The organism is Bradyrhizobium canariense, from assembly GCF_019402665.1.
Lineage (GTDB): Bacteria > Pseudomonadota > Alphaproteobacteria > Rhizobiales > Xanthobacteraceae > Bradyrhizobium > Bradyrhizobium canariense.
The window spans coordinates 38093-55893 of the sequence record NZ_VSST01000022.1 but is presented as its reverse complement, the minus strand read 5'-3'; the positions used below and the strand labels follow the sequence as shown (position 1 = coordinate 55893).

Below are 17801 nucleotides of genomic sequence, written 5' to 3'. Positions count from 1 at the left end.
CTACGACGCCAGCGCGGCGCGCTCGGGCCTGGCGAACGGCCAGGGAATGTCTCCCAGTGCAGCCTCGTAGGCTGCAACGATATTGCGCCGAACCTCGTCGGTCTTCGGCACCGAGATCAACTCTAGGCCGCCGTCGCCGGACGGCACGATGATGCGGTAGAACCCGGGACGGTGCTTCTTGTCGTAGTCGAACTTGTCCATCACGAGCGCAAGATCGATCATCGGCAGGCCCGGCGGCAGGCACGACGACGCGCCGCTTCCGAGCAGCGCCCTGACGTGGCTTGCAAGATGGTCGGCGCGCTCAAGACCATCGCTCGTCAAATTGCCATGGCGCCTGGCGTACTCGTTTGCGACCAGCATCCCGAGGCCGACGCCGATGCCGTGCGAGACCGCGAACTCCGTTGCGGCCTCGAGGGCGTGACCAAAGGTGTGGCCGAAGTTGAGCAGCAGCCGCTCCTTGCGGTCGAACTCGTCGACCTCGATGAACCATTTTTTGGTGTGTAGCGATTTCAGGATCACGCGCTGGGCCTGCTCGGCGGTCATCGCGCGCGCCGGCTCCTGGGCGAGATACTCGAGGAAGCCCTGATAGCCGCTGGCGTAGCAGATCTTGCCGGCCTCATAGAGGCCGCCGACGATCATCTCCGCGTCCAGCGTGTCGATGAACGAGACGTCGACGACGACGTTGTTGGGCGGAAAGAAATTGCCGACGAGATTCTTGTAGCCGGCTGCGTTGATCGACGACTTGCCGCCGATGCAGGAGTCCACCATGCTAAGCAGTGTGGTCGGCAGGTATGTCCACTCGACGCCGCGCATGTAGATCGAGGCGGCAAAGGTCGTGATATCCTGGATGATGCCGCCGCCGATCGCGAACAGGTGGCTGGTGCGGTCGGCCCCGAGCTTGCGCAGCTCCTTGATCACATGCGGCGCGAATTCGAGCGACTTGTTGCTCTCGAGCGCCTCGATCACGATGCGCCTGGTGACGCTGGCGGGCAACCGCGGCTCAAGGATCTTGTCGATGATGTAAATCGCGTCGGGATTCTCGGCGACCAGCTGCGAAAAGAGGTTCTGGCCGACGGTGACTGGATAGCGACCAGTCGATGCCGAAATCTCAAATGATTCTTGCATGGGAGAAGCCTCGGTCCGCAGCGATGAACTGGCCGGTGATGCCGGTATTTGCCTCCGAGCACAAGAAGCCGACGAGGTTGCAGACGTCGTCGAGCGACGGCAGTGTTCCAAGCGGGCTCATGTGCTCAAGACGCGCGATCTGGTCCGCACTCAAGTTTGCCCGCGTCATCGGCGTATCGAGCGCGCCGGGCAGGACCGCGTTGACCAGGATCCCAGAGCCTCCGAGGTCGATCGACAATGATTGCACCAGGCCCTGCAGCGCGGACTTGGTGATGGCGTAGGACATCTTCTTCTGCTTGGCAATGTTCTGCCAGATCGAGCTGATCACGCACAGCCGTGCCGCCGGCGCCAGCAGTTCGTCCTTGAGCAGGATGTGCAAGCTTTCGAGCACGAAGACGACGTTCGCGGAATAGATCCGCTGATGCTCGGCGGCATCGAATGAATGGATGTCGTCGTTGAAGTTCATGCCCTGGGCCCAGACCACGGCATTGAGTTTTCGCAATCCCAGGGCGTCAGGGAATTGATCGGGCGAGCCGATGTCCCAATTGACCCACTGCATACCGTCGGCGGTCCTGGGAGGCGACGACGCGCGGCCGATCGCCACGACATGGTGGCCGCGCGTCTGGTACCAGCGGCAAATCGCCTGACCGATCGCGCCGGTTGCTCCGAAGATAGCAACGGAAAAACCGGCTGGGTCCATCACATTTGCCTTGAGCGGAAGACGGACGTCCTCAGCCCTTGATCTTTTCCCAGCGCTTGTCGAGCATCTCAATGCGCGAAGCGTCTTCGCCCTGGATCTCGCCGTAATAGTCGCGCTTGTTCTTCAGCCACTGCAGCTCGAAGTTTACCGTGTTCTTGAGACCTTCGGCCATCTTCGGATTCGAGAGCGCGTCGGCGCCGAAGATCACCTTGCGGGTTTCGAACCGGGTCAGGTGAACGTCTCGCATCTTCTTCAGCTCGGGAATGGAGTCGATGCCAATCGCACCGCCGACCACCAGTTCGAGCTTGGCGGCCTTGGACACCGCGGCGGTCTTGAGCACGTAGTTGGTGACGCCTTCGCTGTCGATCACCGAGCGGTCCTGGCCGTTCGAGCCCGCGAAGTCGACGCGGCCGAACACGAGGCCCTGGATGCCGTCCTTAATCTGCGCGACCTTAGCCATCTCGTCGAGGCTGTTGAAGCTCGTGATGGTCTCGATGTTGACGAGGAAGCTGGTGTCTTCCTTCTGCTCTGCCGTGTAGACCTTATTCTTCGCATCGATGAACTTCTTCAGCGCGTAAGGGGTCTCGACCATCGGCGCGATGATGTACTCGACGCCGAACTGCTTGCTCTCGATCAGATCGCGTACCGCCTCGCAGCCGCCGATCTTCAGGCCAATCTTCAGATCGGCGCGGCGCGCCAGATCGATCAGCCGAAGCAACTCATCGGTGCGGGTACCCTCTGCCTCGAACTCCGCCTTGACAGAAACCGCACCATACTCCTGGCGCAGCTTCTTCAGAATTTCGAGCATTTCCCGTTCGCGCTTATTCATGATTATCCCCGACGCAATAGAAACCTAGAACCCAAGTTCTTCCTGGTAGGCCCTCACTTGGGCGAGTGTCTTGGCATACACATTACCACCCTGTAAAGCCTCCTTGTGCCAATCCGCAATCCGGCTCAGCGCCTGTTCCAGGCTCCAGATCGGTTTCCATCCAAGTTCCGACTTGGCCTTGGCGCAATCGAGCTTCAGATAGTGCGCCTCATGGAGAGGATTGTCCTGCTGGTCGAGCTGCCAGCCCGCGCCATCACCCCACATCTTCGTCAGGTGCTCGACGATCCATTGCACGGGGCGCGCGTCTGTCTCGGAGGGTCCAAAGTTCCAACCTTGGGCGAAAGCCGGTCCCGCCTCGTACAGCTTCTGAGCTAGGCTCAGATATCCGCTTAGAGGCTCCAGCACATGTTGCCAGGGGCGGATCGCGTGCGGATTGCGGATCCGAACCAACTCCCTCGCTTCGATGGCGCGCATAATGTCGGGAATGAGCCGGTCGCGCGCCCAGTCGCCGCCGCCGATGACATTGCCGGCACGCGCGCTGGCAAGCGCGATGCCATGCTGGTTGTAGGTGTCAGGATTGAAGTATGAACGGCGATAGGCCGCGGTCACGAGTTCGGCGCAGCCCTTGCTGCTGCTGTAGGGGTCGTGACCACCCATGGGCTCGGTTTCACGATATCCCCAAACCCATTCCTTGTTTTCGTAGCACTTGTCGCTCGTGACGTTGACCACGGCCCGCACGCCCGGCGACCTACGTACGGCCTCGAATAGGTGAACGAGCCCCATCACGTTCGTCGCGTAGGTCTCGATCGGCTGCTCGTACGACAACCGGACGATGGGTTGAGCCGCCATGTGAATGACGACTTCCGGCCGGGCATGGCGTAAGGCCTTGGCGAGAGCGTCCGCATCGCGGATGTCACCAATGATCGAGGTCATTCCGGATGCAATGTCCGCCGCTTCGAACAGGCTCGGCTTGGTCGGCGCAGGCAGCGCAAATCCGGTCAGGTCTGCGCCGAGATCCCTCAGCCAAACCGTAAGCCAGCTTCCCTTAAAGCCCGTGTGACCCGTCAAGAAGACGCGCCGACCCGGCCAGAATTCACGGGGAGTCACGACCAGACCTTCCAAGGGGCCTTGCCCGACCGCCAGAGATCCTCGAGGTGGTTCTTGTCGCGCAGCGTATCCATCGGCTGCCAGAAGCCGTGTTGGAAAAACGCCTGCAATTGTCCGGTGCGCGCTAGCGTTTCGAGCGGCTTGCTCTCCCAGACCGTTTCGTCGCCGTCGATCAGCTCCAGCGCCTTGGGCGACAGCACGAAGAATCCGCCATTGATCCAGCCGCCGTCACCCGTCGGCTTTTCGAGGAACGACGTCACCGAATGGTCCTCGAGCTGCAGGGCACCGAAGCGGCCGGGAGGCTGCGTCGCGGTCATCGTCGCGAGCTTGCCGTGCCGGCGGTGGAACGCGATCAGTTCAGTGATGTTGATGGAGCCGACACCGTCGCCGTATGTCATGCAGAAATCCTCGTTGACGTAGTCGGAGATGCGCTTCAATCGTCCACCTGTGTTGGTCGACTCGCCGGTGTCAACCAGCGTGACCCGCCACGGCTCGGCCTTCTTCTGATGGACCTGGACGGAATTGCTTTCCATGTCGAACGTCACATCGGACATGTGCAGCGCGTAGTTTGCGAAGTACTCCTTGATCATGTACCCCTTATACCCGCAGCAAATGACGAAGTCGCGGAGACCATGCGCAAGGTAGATTTTCATGATGTGCCAGAGGATCGGCCGTCCTCCGACTTCAATCATCGGTTTCGGCCGTAACGCAGACTCTTCCGAGATTCGCGTGCCAAGGCCGCCTGCAAGAAGTACGACTTTCATCTGAGAGGACCCCTTATGTGTGAGCCAATTCGTCTGCCGGTTTGACGCCGCAAGGGTGTCCGATGTCCTCAATGGTCCTATCGAAATGCACAAGGATGGTACAGATCGAAGGGGTGCTCAATGGCCGATATTCTGCTCGTCGATTTCGGAACCAGCCGCGTGAAATCTGTAGTGGTTTCCATGGATTCACACAAGGTCCTGGACGAGGCCCAGGCCGCCTCACCAGCCCCGAGATTTGGTCCGGCAGGCGAGGTCGAGATTTCTCCCGAGGGCTATTGGGCCGCGCTCGAGGCGACCGCCGGCGTGCTCGCGAGCAGGTATCCGAAGGTCGCGGCGCTCTGGCTGTGCTCGGAACTGCACGGTGTTATTGTTGCCGACGCCGAGGGCGTGCCTGTTACTCCCTATATCAGCTGGCGCGACGGACGTGCGTCTTTGATGGATGCGTCAGGCTCATCGACCTTCGATCGCATCAGCGCCTCGGCCGAACGGTTGTTGTCGCTGACCGGCATGCGCGTTCGGCCGGGTTTGCCGGTGTCGTCTCTGGCGCATCTTGCGGCACAGCGCCGTTTGCCCGAACGGTTCAGGATCTTCACGTTGCCGGACTGGCTGCTGTGGCGCGGTGGCGAGCGCGATCCGGCGGTCCACGTGTCGATGGCGGCCGGGACCGGCCTCTACGATCTGACGCAGCAGGGCTGGTCGCGACAACTTGCTGAACTGGTGGGGCTCGACGAGTTTGACATCATCAAGTCTCGGATCGTGTCGATGGGTGAGATCGCCGGCCGTATTCGCCTCGCTGGTCTCGATGTGCCGGTGTTCGGATGCCTGGGCGATGTGCAATCCACTGCGGCAGGCACGGGTTTCCCGCAAGTTGCCAAGGTGATTATCAATCTCGGCACGGGCTCGCAAGTACTTTTCAAGACGGCCGCCATCCCGCCCGACGTCGAACGGCGCCCGGGAGCCGATGGTGCCGAGTTCGCCGCCATACCTTTCATCCCGTCCGGTCGCGCGCTGAGCGTATACGCGGAACTGTTGGACGGAAGCGCCGTGCTCGGAGGTGGCAAGCCTTTCTTCTGGAGCCAGTTTGCCGAACTGTCGGCGGTGGAGGTAATGGAGGCGGCGCTCGAGGTCGACCTGAACGTGTTCGAAGCTGCCTGGCGCTATCACGACGGCGGATCGATCGGTGCGATCCGGGAAGGAAATCTCTCGCCGAGAAGTGTAATGTCCGCAATCGCCAAAGCCTGGCTCGCTCAGTATATTGAAGCGATGGATCGCCTGGATCCGGATCGGCACGAGCAGATTGTTCTCGTGTCTGGAGGTCTCAGCCGACGCGCGCAATTCATCGTCCCCGTGCTCGCCGCGCTGAGTGGCCGAACGCCGCGCCTTGCGGGAACTGCCAGTGGAGAGGAAACGCTCGACGGCCTGCTGGCTTTGTCGCGAGCCCATACGCGTTCCAGTTGATTGTCAACCTGAGGAATCCGATGACCGCCAAAGTCGATCTTGAGAACGTGCTCGCGACGATGAGCGACCCGCGCAAAGGACTGTCTGACGAGGTATTTCATTTCATCCGCAAGGTGACCCCCCTCATCAACGTCGATCTGCTCATCCGTCGCAACGGACGCACACTGCTCGCCTGGCGCGAAGACGAATACGATACCGGCTGGCATATCCCCGGCGGCATCATTCGCTTCCGGGAAGATTTCCGCTCGCGGATCGATGCGGTCGCGCGCATAGAGATCGGTGCGACCGTCGAGAGCGAGGCGGCGCCCTGCAATATTGCCGAGCTCCGCGAACATGACCGTGGCCACTTTGTTTCTCTGCTCTATCGCTGCAGCCTGACAAGCGAGCTCGATCCGGCGCGGATGTATTTGGGCGAGGGCCGGCCCGCGAACGGCGAGCTGAGCTGGATCGAGGGCCTGCCGAAGGATTTTTATCCGGCCCAGCTCTTTTATGGAGACTGGCTCGAAGGAAAGAGGTAGCTGCGATCGATTGGGTCCTGACTGTCCATGCTCGCCGGATGCATCGGAAGGATAGGCGGAATGCGCAAGAGGTGACGAGTAAGAGATGAAAAGGCTGTTCGACATACTCGTCTGTACGGCGTTCCTGCTGGTGTTCTGGCCGATCCTGCTCGTCATCATCATCTTGATCCGGCTCCAGTCCCCGGGGCCGGCGATCTTTGCGCAGGTTCGCATCGGCAGGAACGCCCAGCCGTTCACCTGTTACAAGCTGAGGACGATGTACATCGGCACCGGCGATCTCCCCACCCACGAGGTGCAGGCCTCGTCGGTCACGCCTCTCGGCAAATACCTTCGCCGCTCCAAGATCGATGAGCTTCCGCAATTGTGCAACGTGCTGGCCGGTCAAATGAGCTTGGTCGGGCCACGGCCTTGCCTGCCATCGCAGACAACGCTGATCGAGGCAAGGCACCGGCTGGGCGTGTTCAAGGTGTGCCCTGGCATGACCGGCCTTGCCCAGGTCAACGACATCGACATGTCGGAGCCGGAGCTGCTTGCGGAGGTTGATGCTCAGTATGTCAATAGCAGAAGCCTGCTTAGAGACCTGAAGTTGCTCTGGGCAACGTTGTGCGGGCACGGAATGGCCGTAGATCGCGTGGCACGTATCGGCTGAGATTTCAGTCGCCGCGATCAAACACCGGGTGGAAGCTGCGCGGCTTCCAGCCGAAATCCTCGGTCGCAGGCCTCGCATCGAAGGTCATATCTTTCATCATTCGTAGGCCCATGGCGACATTCGCGGTCGGGAAGAGCGGCTTCGCCGCACCAAAGAAGGCGCGCCATAGCCAGGGCGGGACGGAAACCAACCGTCGCGGCCGCCGCATACCGTCGAAAATCCGGCCGATCATCTCGCAATAGGGCAGTGTCTCGGCGCCCGGGAGCGCATAGAACTTGTTGCGGGCCGCTGGGCTCTCGGCCGCGGCAATCGCGCCGATTGCGAGATCCTCGGCGTGGACCGGCTGCCGCAGGCCGGGGGCGCCCCCGACCAGAGGCATGAAACCGAAACGGCGGATCAACCGCGACAGCGGTGTGATGTTGGTGTCCCGTCCCTCGGCGTAGATCAGGGTTGGGCGTAGAATGGTCCAGTCGATGTGCGCGCGCTCGCAGATCGCCACGACCGCCTGCTCGGCCTGCGTCAGCCGGCGGATCATCTCGCGCTCATCATCGACCTCGGTGTCCTGCTTGGTTACTACGCTCGTCGAGCTAAACGCCACCACACGCCTTACGGACGGGGTGAGGAGGCGAGGCAGGGCGTTGGCGAGCAGGATAGCGCTAGCCGTGCAGTACAACGTCGTGAAGTTCAGGCCTGTCGGCGTATCCGGCTGCTGCAGTTCTGCCTGGATCCAGCGTGCCCCGGCCGTTTCGCGCCGAGAACGCGACATTGCAACCACGCGCTCGCCGCGGCGGGCGAGATGCTGGATAATGTAGCTGCCGACCAGTCCGGTGCCGCCAATTACCAGGCTATCGGTCTGCTCCGCTTGTGCCTCGTCGTCCACGATTCCACTCAGTTCCGGCTGCTTTCGATCCGCGTCGCCTTAGAAGCAACGCTAGCGTACGGGGTCAAGTTCGCTCCGGTCCGGTTTGGCCCCCTTGCGCTCGGAAGCCGGAAGCAGACGGTTTGCCTCCCGTTCCTTCATCCAGGCGTCGTACTTGGTCGAGCCCGGTCGCGGCGGCGCGTCGGCTGGTAGGCCCCCAGCCCACTGCGGAACGTAGTCGCCCATGGTGGCGGTGATCCCTTCATTGATGTTGCTGCAGCTGCACAGTGCCACAGGCAGCAGGAGGGCCGCCAAGCCAATGACGAGGGAGCGGATGTTAGAATTCATTCACTTCTATTCTATCGTTCTGACAGGAGATGGGAAGAACGCCGGATGGTCGTCGGCGATCGCAAGTCTAACTATCAACGAGGTAAAATAGACTTATTCGAGGTCGGTATTAAATACCAAAATTTGGCCGGCCGTGTCCTTGTACGCATTCTTGCAAATCCTCCATCCACCTGGCTGGCGGTATCCCTAGACTGCGCCTGTCGGCTCGCGACAAAGTGGTTTGACCGGCCAGGGGCTTTTTCGTTGACAAGTCCATTTTATTTGTACAATCGTACAAATCAAAGCAGACAGGGTCGGGGCGTTCAGGTCACCCCGGCGTAACCGCGACATCGCTCCCCGCCGTTGGAAATCGGGACGCTCGGCTTGCGCCGAATGGTCGCCAAACGTCCGATTGACAAGGGGGGCGCCAAGAACGCCATGTTGCGCGCGATAGGGCTCGCGCGTGAGCTAGAGTGAGGCAAGGATCGGGCACTCGGTTCGCCGCACAAGAGGTCAGGAATCAAGGGGAGGGACACTGATGTTCGAATGCAAACAATTTTCTCGGACAGCCGCGGTAGCCGCCGTCGCTGGTCTCGTGGCCGTTGCTCCGGCCAAGGCCGTGGATAGCGTCAAGGTCGGCCTGATCTTACCGATGACCGGCGGTCAGGCCTCGACCGGCAAGCAGATCGAGAACGCGATCAAGCTCTACATGCAGCAGAAGGGCGACACCGTCGCCGGCAAGAAAATCGAGATCATCCTGAAGGACGATGCTGCGATTCCGGACAAGACCAAGACCGCTGCGCAGGAGCTGATTGTCAACGACAAGGTCAGCTTCATCGCCGGCTTTGGCGTGACGCCGGCCGCCCTCGCGGCCGCACCGCTCGCGACGCAGGCGAAGATCCCAGAAGTCGTGATGGCGGCCGGAACCTCCATCATCACAGAGCGCTCGCCCTATATCGTGCGCACCAGCTTCACGCTAGCGCAGTCCTCCACCATCATCGCCGACTGGGCGGTGAAGAACGGTATCAAGAAGGTGGCGACGCTCACCTCCGACTACGCGCCCGGCAATGATGCGTTGAACTTCTTCAAGCAAAACTTCACCGCCGGCGGCGGCGAGGTGGTCGAAGAGGTCAAGACGCCGCTCGCCAACCCCGACTTCGCGCCGTTCCTTCAGCGCATGAAGGACGCCAAGCCCGATGCGATCTTCGTATTCGTGCCGGCCGGCCAGGGCGGCAACTTTATGAAGCAGTATGCCGAACGCGGGCTAGACAAGGCCGGCATCAAGGTGATCGGACCGGGCGACGTTACCGACGATGACCTCCTCAACAACATGGGCGACGCCGTGCTGGGCACGGTCACCGCGCACCTTTATTCCGCGGCGCATCCCTCGCAGATGAACAAGGATTTCGTGGCGGCCTACAAGAAGGCGTACGGCAACCGGCCGGGCTTCATGGCGGTGAGCGGCTATGACGGCATTCACCTGATCTATGAAGCGTTGAAGAAGACCAATGGTGATACCGACGGCACCAAGCTGGTCGAAGCCATGAAAGGCCAGAAGTGGGAGAGCCCGCGCGGCCCGATCTCGATCGACCCAGAGACCCGCGACATCGTGCAGAACATCTACATCCGGAAGGTCGAGAAGGTCGACGGCGAGCTCTACAACGTCGAGTTCGCGACCTTCGAAGCCGTCAAGGATCTCGGCAAGACCAAGAAGTGACGCACGAAAGTGCGTCATCCCGGCGCGCGCATTAGCGCGCATCGGGGATCTCGCCCGCCACTCTCGTCATGCCCGGGCTTGACCCCGGCATCGGGAGCCGAACCAAGAACGTGGATGACCGGACGCGCCCGGCCATGACGATAACGCCAAGCTGAGACGATGACCTCAATCCTCACCAACCTGTTCGATGGCGTTGCCTACGGCATGCTGCTGTTCGTGCTGGCTTGCGGGCTCGCGGTCACGCTCGGCCTGATGAACTTCGTCAACCTCGCCCATGGCGCCTTCGCCATGGCCGGCGGCTATGTCTGCATGGTGCTGGTCAACCGGATGGGCTGGCCATTCTTCGCGGCATTGCCGCTCGCCTTCGTCTCCTCCGCTGCGATCGGCATAGTGCTCGAGCGCACGCTGTACCGACACCTCTATACGCGCAGCCATCTCGACCAGGTGCTGTTCACGATCGGCCTCACGTTCATGTCGGTCGCGGCCGTCGACTACATTCAGGGCTCGTCGCGGGTCTTCATCAATTTGCCGGCCGCGCTCCAGGGCCAGTTCGACCTGTTCGGCGTCGGCATCGGTCGCTATCGGCTGATGATCATCGTGATCTGCGGGCTGCTCACCATTGCTCTCCAGATGGTGCTGGCAAAGACTCGCTTCGGCAGCCGCCTGCGCGCGGCGGTCGACGATCCCCGCGCCGCGAGCGGCTTTGGCATCAACGTGCCGCAGGTGTTCGCCTTCACATTTGCCTTTGGCTGCGGCCTGGCCGGTCTCGGCGGCGCGCTGAGCGCCGAGATCGTCGGCCTCGACCCGTATTTTCCGCTGAAGTTCATGATCTACTTCCTGATCGTGGTGACCGTCGGCGGCTCGTCCTCGATCACCGGCCCGTTCCTGGCCTCGCTCCTGCTCGGCATCGCCGATGTCGCCGGCAAATATTACGTCCCGAAGATGGGACCTTTCGTGATCTACACCATAATGATCGTGATCCTGATCTGGCGCCCGAACGGCCTGTTCGGCCGCACGGCCGCGCGTTGAGTTCGCCGATGAGCGCCTCCTCCGACGTCGGCTATCACGCCCAGCGCCAGGCACGCTGGCACTATGGCGAGGCCGCTTTCTGGCTGATCGTGCTGGCCTGCGGCTTCGTATTTCCCTCGCGCTACCTGATCATGACGGACATCCTGCGGCTGGCGCTGTTTGCGATGTCGCTCGATCTGATCCTCGGCTACGCCGGCATCGTCTCGCTCGGCCATGCCGCCTTCTTCGGCGTCGGCGCTTACGCGGCGGGGCTTCTCGCGCTGCACGGGATCATCAACGAGCCCGTCCTTGCGCTTGTTGTCGCCGGCCTTGTCGCGATGGTGCTCGGCTTCGCCACCAGCTTCCTGGTGATCCGTGGCGTCGATCTCACTCGGCTGATGGTGACGCTCGGCATCGCGTTGCTGCTTGAGGCATTGGCCGAACGCTTCTCCAACATCACCGGTGGCACCGACGGCCTGCAGGGTATCGAGATGCAGCCGATCTTCGGCGAGATCCCGTTCGACATGTTCGGCAAAACCGGCTTCTTCTATTCGCTCGCCGTTCTGTTTCTGTTGTTCCTGTTCGCTCGCCGGGTCGTGCACTCGCCGTTCGGTCTGTCATTGCGGGCGATCAAGAACAATCCGCTCCGCGCGGCCGCGATCGGAATCCCCGTCAACCGTCGGCTGATTGCGATCTACACGCTCGCGGCGTTCTATGCCGGCATCGCGGGCGCGCTGTTCACCCAGACCACCGCGATCGCCTCGCTCGACGTGTTCGCCTTCGAGCGCTCGGCGGACCTGATGCTGGTGCTCGTCATCGGCGGCACCGGCTATCTCTATGGGGGGCTGATCGGCGCAGTGCTGTTTCGCATGCTGCAGGAATTGTTCTCGACCATTACTCCGCAATATTGGCAGTTCTGGATCGGCCTCGTGCTGGTCGCGATCGTCCTGATCGGACGGCAGCGCCTGCATCGCTGGATGCTGTATGTGCCCAATCTGGTCATCAGGCAGATAGCCGGGCGCAAGGCCGTGGTCGCCGCGCCGGAGAGCGACGCATGACCATCGCGCTCGAAACCCAGAATCTCGAAAAGCAGTTCGGCGGTCTGCGCGTCACCCGCGATCTGTCCTTGAAAATCGAGCAGGGCGCCCGCCACGCGCTGATCGGCCCGAACGGCGCCGGCAAGACCACGGTCATCAACCAGCTCACCGGCGTGCTCAAGCCGAACTCGGGCCGCATCCTGCTCGAAGGCCAGGACATCACGGATCTGCCCGTGCACAAGCGCGTGTTGCGCGGCTTATCGCGTACCTTCCAAATCAACCAGCTCTATCCCGACCTGACCCCGCTCGAGACCATCGGTCTCGCTGTCTCTGAGCGCCTCGGCCATGGCGGCGACTGGTGGCGGCGGATGGGCACGCGCAGCGACGTCAACGGCGAGATCGCCGACCTCCTGACACGCTTCCACCTGCTCGACGTCAAGAACGAGCAGACCGTGACGCTGCCTTATGGCAAGCAGCGCCTGCTCGAGATCGCGGTCGCGATCGCCGCCAAGCCGCGCGTGCTGCTGCTGGACGAGCCCGCCGCCGGCGTGCCCGAGAGCGAGCGCCACGACATCCTCGCCGTCGTCGGCAGCCTGCCGCGCGATGTGACCGTGCTACTGATCGAGCACGACATGGACCTCGTGTTCTCCTTCGCCGACCGCATCTCTGTCCTGGTCTCCGGCGCGCTGCTCACCGAAGGCCCGCCCGAGCAGGTCGCGCGCGACCCGCAAGTGAAGGCGGTCTACCTCGGCGAGGAGGCGGTCAATGTCTGACCTGCTCACGATCGACTCGCTTCGCGCCGGTTACGGCGAGGCCGTGGTGCTGCCGAACATGTCCCTGCGTCTCGCCGAAGGCCAGGTGCTGGCGCTGTTGGGGCGCAACGGCACCGGCAAGACCACGCTGATCAACTCGATCGTCGGCGTCACCCGTCGCTTCTCCGGCACTGTCGGGCTGGCGGGCACCGACGTCACGACCTTGCGGCCCGACCAGCGGGCCCGCGCCGGCATCGGCTGGGTGCCGCAGGAGCGCAACATCTTCCGCTCGCTCACGGTGGAGGAGAACATGACCGCAGTGGCCCAGCCCGGCCCCTGGACTGTCGAGAGGGTCTACGAGATGTTCCCGCGGCTGAAGGAGCGGCGGAGCAATTTTGGCAACCAGCTCTCCGGCGGTGAGCAGCAGATGCTCGCGATCGGCCGTGCGCTGACCCTCAATCCGAAGGTGCTTCTCCTGGACGAGCCGACCGAGGGCCTTGCCCCCATCATCGTCGAGGAGCTCTTGAAAGCGATCGGGACCATCACGCGGGCGGGCGGCATCTGCTCGGTCATCGTCGAGCAGAATGCCCAAAAGATTCTGGGGCTGGCCGACCGTGTTGTGATATTGGAGCGCGGAACGATCGTCCACGACGCCCCGAGCGCCGCGCTGAAGGCCGACCCGTCGGTCCTCGAGCGCCACCTCGGCGTCGCAGGGGCGGCGGCCCACTAAAAATAACTGGGAGTAAGAAATGCAGCGAACCAAAGCCCCCTTCCGCGCCGACGAGGTCGGCAGCCTCCTGCGCCCCGCCAAGATCAAGGAAGCCCGCGCCAGGCTGGAGAAGGGCGAGATCTCGGCCGACGATTTGCGCAAGATCGAGGACATGGAGATCGAGAAGGTCGTGCATAAGCAGGCCTCGCTCGGCCTGAAGCTCGCGACCGACGGCGAATTCCGCCGCTCCTGGTGGCATTTCGATTTCCTGGCCAAGCTCACCGGTTGCGAAATGTTCCACCCCGACACCGGCATCCAGTTCGCGGGCGTCGAGACGCGGCATGATGCGGTGCGGGTGATCGGCAGGCTCGACTTTCCCGACGACCATCCGATGCTGGATCACTTCCGCTTCCTGAAGAAGGTCGCCGACCAGGCCCACGTCACCGCCAAGATGACGATCCCGTCGCCTGCGGTGCTGCACTTCCGTGGCGGCCGCAAGGCGATCTCCAAGGACGTCTATCCCGATCTCGACGCTTTCTACGAAGACCTCGGCAAGACCTACCGCAAGGCCGTGAAGGCGTTCTATGACGCCGGCTGCCGCTATCTCCAGTTCGACGATACCGTGTGGGCCTATCTTTGCTCGCCGGACGAATTGCAGAAGGCGCGCGAGCGCGGCGACAATCCCGAGGGTCTCCAGCAGATCTATGCGCGCGTCATCAACTACGCGCTGGCCGAGAAGCCCGCCGACATGGTGGTGACGACGCATGTCTGCCGCGGCAATTTCCGTTCGACCTGGATTTCGTCAGGCGGCTACGAGCCGGTTGCCGAGACCATGCTCGCCGGCACCAATTACGACGGCTATTTCCTCGAATACGACAGCGACCGCGCCGGTGGCTTCGAGCCGCTGCGCTTCCTGCCCAAAGGCAACAAGGTCGTCGTGGTCGGCGTCATCACCTCGAAGTTCGGGGAACTCGAGAACAAGGACGGCATCAAGCGCCGTCTCGAGGAAGCCGCCAAGTTCGCCCCGCTGGAGCAGCTTGCACTTTCCCCGCAGTGCGGTTTTGCGTCGACGGAGGAGGGCAACGTCCTCTCCGAAGAGGAGCAGTGGGCCAAGCTCAGTCTCGCGGTCGAAATCGCGAAGGAAGTGTGGGGTAACTGACGCACCGCGTGTCTTAGGTGGGAGGCCTGAAAGCCCCGTAGCTCTTCGCGCGGTCTCCGCCCCAGCTGGGGAGTGGACCCATAACCTCTGGGCCGGAGGCGGATTGAGGCAAGAAGCGCAGCGGTGATGAAGTTGCGTGTGAGTTTGTCGAAACGGGTTGCCACCCGGCGAAACCGTTTGAACTTGCAGAAGGGGTGTTCGATCGGGTTTTGCTGGTCGCGAGGTCGAGGACGGCGTTGCTGTCATAGCCTCGATCGGCGGCCAATGTCGCAGGCGTGGGCGGCTCGTCAATAGCTGGGGAACGGCAACCTTATCAGACCCTTGTCTTGGCGAGAGGAGCGATCGCATCGGGCAAGCTGTCTTGATCGGCGACGCATGGATCACCGGCGACGTCACGACGTTCGAATCCTGAACCGAGTTCAGCGCTGCGAGCGTGAGGCCGACGACGATCCCGAGTTGCAGAAGGTGTTCCGCGGAGCGTGCCCAGGTAGCGCAATATGAAGCGAAGGGGACTTGGTGCTTGTCCGCCCGCTGCGAGACTTGGTTGCGTTGCACCGCTTTGGCTGGGTGTGCTGCATCACGTAATTGGTCGACGTCTAGGGCGTTGGCTCTGTCCCGAGCTCATGGGTGAGGTCCCGGACGGGGAAACTGGCTGATCGGCTCCAACAACAAGCAGCGAATGTCGCCGGGGCGCGCCATTCTCAATACAGACCATTTGGCGACTGCGTCTGTCTACATCGCCGGCGACTGCGCGTGGAATCGGCTTGCGCGGTCTGGGCCATTCATTGTCTAAAGGGGAAGATTGCTAATCTCAGGCTTCGAGGGGGCGCATGAAGGGCATTATCCTGGCGGGGGGGACCGGTTCGCGTCTCCATCCCGTGACCGCCGTGGTGTCGAAACAGCTATTGCCTGTCTTCGACAAGCCGATGATCTATTATCCCCTGTCCACCCTGATGTTTGCCGGCATCCGGGACATCCTCATTATTACGACACCACAGGACCAGCCGCTGTTCCAGCGGTTGCTCGGTGACGGATCCGAACTCGGCCTGCGCTTCGCTTATGCACATCAGGACAGCCCGCGTGGACTGGCGGATGCCTTCATCGTCGGTCGCGACTTCGTCGGCAAGGACCCGGTCGCCCTGGTGTTGGGTGACAATATCTTCTACGGCAATCGCCTGCCAGAGATGCTGAAGGAAGCCGCCGCGCGCAAGCGGGGAGGCACGATCTTCGGATACCCCGTCAACGCGCCGGAGCAATATGGCGTGGTCGAACTCGACGCCAGCGGCCGCGCCTTGTCCATCGAGGAGAAGCCAAGACAGCCGCGCTCTAACATCGCGGTGACCGGACTCTATTTCTATGACAATGACGTTCTCGACATCGCCGCCGGCATAGCGCCATCCGCGCGTGGCGAGCTCGAGATCACCGACGTCAACAGGGTCTATCTGGAGCGCGGCGATCTGTTCGTGCGGCTCATGGGCCGCGGCATGGCCTGGCTCGACATCGGCACGCATTCCTCCCTGGTCGAAGCCAGCCATTTCGTTCAGATCCTGGAGCAGCGGCAGGGTCTGCGCATCGCCTGCCCGGAGGAAATTGCGCTGCGACAAGGCTACATCTCCCTTGAAGCGTTCGAAAAGTCGGCGCAAAAAAACGCCAAAAGCAGCTACGGCGAATATCTGCTGTCGGTCTACCGCTCGTTCGGGCGCGAGGCAGGTGGCTAATGAAGCAGAGACGGAATGCGTTTTGACGGCACCACCCTCTTCGTGACCGGCGGCGCGGGCTTTATCGGCTCGGCCGTGATCCGCCATCTGCTGGGGGGCACTAGCGCTCGCGTTGTTAACATCGACAAGCTGACTTACGCGGCTAACCTCGAGTCACTACCAGGCGCAACCAGCGATCCGCACTATGCCTTCGAGAAGCAATGCATCGGCGAGAGCGCCGGCCTGAGGGCGTTGTTTGACAAGTACCAGCCGGATGCCGTGATGAACCTAGCGGCGGAGAGCCACGTCGACCGTTCGATCGACGGCCCGGCCGAGTTCATTCAGACCAACGTGGTGGGTACCTTCATCTTGCTTCAGGAGGCGCTGCGCCACTGGCGTGGAACGACGCCGGAGAGGCGCGCACATTTCCGCTTCCTTCACGTCTCGACCGACGAGGTGTTCGGATCGCTCGGTGCGAGCGGTCTGTTCAGCGAGGAGACGGCCTATGCGCCAAATTCGCCCTATTCGGCGAGTAAAGCCTCGTCCGATCATCTCGTTCGCGCTTGGCGGGAGACCTACGAGCTTCCCACCATGGTGACCAACTGCTCGAACAATTACGGGCCCTATCATTTTCCCGAGAAGCTCATCCCGCACATGATCATTCGCGGACTGGCGAACGAGCCGCTGCCGGTCTATGGCGACGGCGGCAATATCCGCGACTGGCTCTATGTCGCCGATCACGCGGAGGCCCTGACGCTCGTGCTCGAGCACGGCACGATAGGCGAGACCTACAATATCGGCGCGCGCTGCGAGCGAACTAATCTCGATGTGGTGACGCGCATCTGCGATCTGCTCGACGAGCTATCGCCCAGTACCATCAAGCGCCGCGACCTGATCAGCTTCGTGGCCGACCGGCCCGGCCACGATCTTCGCTACGCCATGGATCCCGGCAAGATCGAACGTGAACTCGGATGGCGGCCGCGCGAGACTTTCGAGAGCGGACTTGCAAAGACCGTCCGTTGGTTCTGCGACAACCGGACATGGTGGCAGAACATCCTCGATCGCGGCTACCGGCACACGCGGATCGGCCTCGGTTGACTAATCTCCCGTGCTTGTACGGAGCACTGTGCGCCGATTTCATCGCGGTAAGGTTGAGCGGTTAGCTTAATCCTCGCTGTCTTGCGAGGTATTGCGCGAGCGCTTAGCCGAAGTTCGACATCGTTGTCGACCATTGCTCGTCGTTCAAGAGTCGCGCAAAGCTCGTGGCCGACCGGTGCGGCGTCGACAGCGGCTACAGCATCGATGTGGTCAGCCAAGTCGCGCATGGCCTTGCGTCGTTCGCCGCAGTCGGCAAGAGCGCCTCTCTCCTGGCCGTCGATCGGGCTT

Annotated in this window: 18 protein-coding genes; 11 read left to right on the top strand and 7 right to left on the bottom strand. The window is 62.1% G+C overall.

Features of this window, described 5'->3' with window-relative positions; genetic code table 11:
* From FXB41_RS13525 to rfbF, 5 genes are read right to left on the bottom strand one after another with little or no spacing between them, the layout of a single operon-like run.
* On the bottom strand, window positions 1–1125 hold the full coding sequence (locus FXB41_RS13525) for a 3-dehydroquinate synthase (RefSeq protein WP_219682108.1): 1125 nt from the start codon (window positions 1123–1125) through the stop codon (window positions 1–3).
* Window positions 1109–1825 carry an SDR family NAD(P)-dependent oxidoreductase gene (locus FXB41_RS13520; protein WP_219682107.1) on the bottom strand — a complete coding sequence of 239 codons (717 nt, stop codon included), beginning with the start codon at window positions 1823–1825 and terminating at the stop codon, window positions 1109–1111. Before FXB41_RS13520 ends, FXB41_RS13525 begins: the two co-directional genes overlap by 17 nt.
* Window positions 1826–1856: 31 nt before the next feature.
* On the bottom strand, window positions 1857–2654 hold the full coding sequence (locus FXB41_RS13515; protein WP_219682106.1) for an aldolase/citrate lyase family protein: 798 nt from the start codon (window positions 2652–2654) through the stop codon (window positions 1857–1859).
* A 24-nt stretch (window positions 2655–2678) separates the two neighbouring features.
* On the bottom strand, window positions 2679–3776 hold the full coding sequence (gene rfbG / locus FXB41_RS13510; protein WP_246648807.1) for a CDP-glucose 4,6-dehydratase: 1098 nt from the start codon (window positions 3774–3776) through the stop codon (window positions 2679–2681).
* The gene (gene rfbF / locus FXB41_RS13505; protein WP_219682105.1) at window positions 3758–4525 is read right to left on the bottom strand and encodes a glucose-1-phosphate cytidylyltransferase; all 768 of its coding nucleotides are present in this window, start codon (window positions 4523–4525) and stop codon (window positions 3758–3760) included. The genes rfbG and rfbF overlap by 19 nt, the downstream gene beginning before the upstream one ends.
* A gap of 120 nt (window positions 4526–4645) precedes the next feature.
* Between rfbF and FXB41_RS13500 the strand changes: the two genes are divergently transcribed.
* The 3 genes from FXB41_RS13500 to FXB41_RS13490 all read left to right on the top strand — a co-directional run bounded on the left by FXB41_RS13500 (window position 4646) and on the right by FXB41_RS13490 (window position 7150).
* Window positions 4646–5983, top strand: a complete 1338-nt coding sequence (locus tag FXB41_RS13500) for a sedoheptulokinase (RefSeq protein ID WP_219682104.1) — start codon at window positions 4646–4648, stop codon at window positions 5981–5983.
* A 20-nt stretch (window positions 5984–6003) separates the two neighbouring features.
* Entirely contained in the window at window positions 6004–6501 is a 498-nt protein-coding gene (locus FXB41_RS13495; RefSeq protein ID WP_219682103.1) for an NUDIX hydrolase, read from the top strand.
* 85 nt (window positions 6502–6586) lie between these two features.
* Window positions 6587–7150, top strand: a complete 564-nt coding sequence (locus FXB41_RS13490) for a sugar transferase (RefSeq protein ID WP_219682102.1) — start codon at window positions 6587–6589, stop codon at window positions 7148–7150.
* A gap of 4 nt (window positions 7151–7154) precedes the next feature.
* Here FXB41_RS13490 and FXB41_RS13485 read toward each other — a convergent pair whose 3' ends face one another.
* Both FXB41_RS13485 and FXB41_RS13480 read right to left on the bottom strand, forming a co-directional pair.
* Window positions 7155–8030, bottom strand: coding sequence for an NAD-dependent epimerase/dehydratase family protein (locus tag FXB41_RS13485; RefSeq protein WP_219682101.1), 876 nt, complete (start codon window positions 8028–8030; stop codon window positions 7155–7157).
* A gap of 51 nt (window positions 8031–8081) precedes the next feature.
* Window positions 8082–8357 (bottom strand): hypothetical protein, encoded by a 276-nt coding sequence (locus FXB41_RS13480; protein ID WP_219682100.1) that lies wholly within the window; start codon window positions 8355–8357, stop codon window positions 8082–8084.
* Window positions 8358–8874: 517 nt separating this feature from the next.
* Between FXB41_RS13480 and FXB41_RS13475 the strand changes: the two genes are divergently transcribed.
* From FXB41_RS13475 to rfbB, 8 genes are all read left to right on the top strand, one after another.
* Entirely contained in the window at window positions 8875–10053 is a 1179-nt protein-coding gene (locus FXB41_RS13475) for an ABC transporter substrate-binding protein (RefSeq protein ID WP_219682099.1), read from the top strand.
* 159 nt (window positions 10054–10212) lie between these two features.
* The gene (locus FXB41_RS13470) at window positions 10213–11082 is read left to right on the top strand and encodes a branched-chain amino acid ABC transporter permease (RefSeq protein WP_219682098.1); all 870 of its coding nucleotides are present in this window, start codon (window positions 10213–10215) and stop codon (window positions 11080–11082) included.
* An 8-nt stretch (window positions 11083–11090) separates the two neighbouring features.
* The gene (locus tag FXB41_RS13465; protein ID WP_219682097.1) at window positions 11091–12119 is read left to right on the top strand and encodes a branched-chain amino acid ABC transporter permease; all 1029 of its coding nucleotides are present in this window, start codon (window positions 11091–11093) and stop codon (window positions 12117–12119) included.
* The gene (locus FXB41_RS13460; RefSeq protein ID WP_219682096.1) at window positions 12116–12871 is read left to right on the top strand and encodes an ABC transporter ATP-binding protein; all 756 of its coding nucleotides are present in this window, start codon (window positions 12116–12118) and stop codon (window positions 12869–12871) included. Before FXB41_RS13465 ends, FXB41_RS13460 begins: the two co-directional genes overlap by 4 nt.
* A complete protein-coding gene (locus tag FXB41_RS13455) occupies window positions 12864–13580 on the top strand; it encodes an ABC transporter ATP-binding protein (RefSeq protein ID WP_219682095.1) in 717 nt (238 codons plus the stop codon). Before FXB41_RS13460 ends, FXB41_RS13455 begins: the two co-directional genes overlap by 8 nt.
* A 19-nt stretch (window positions 13581–13599) precedes the next feature.
* Window positions 13600–14718: a cobalamin-independent methionine synthase II family protein gene (locus FXB41_RS13450; RefSeq protein ID WP_219682094.1), complete on the top strand. Its 1119-nt coding sequence runs from the start codon at window positions 13600–13602 to the stop codon at window positions 14716–14718.
* Between the two features lie 830 nt (window positions 14719–15548).
* Window positions 15549–16436 (top strand): glucose-1-phosphate thymidylyltransferase RfbA, encoded by an 888-nt coding sequence (rfbA, locus tag FXB41_RS13445; RefSeq protein ID WP_219682093.1) that lies wholly within the window; start codon window positions 15549–15551, stop codon window positions 16434–16436.
* A 15-nt stretch (window positions 16437–16451) separates the two neighbouring features.
* The gene (gene rfbB, locus FXB41_RS13440; RefSeq protein WP_219682092.1) at window positions 16452–17513 is read left to right on the top strand and encodes a dTDP-glucose 4,6-dehydratase; all 1062 of its coding nucleotides are present in this window, start codon (window positions 16452–16454) and stop codon (window positions 17511–17513) included.
* Window positions 17514–17801 lie beyond the last annotated feature (288 nt).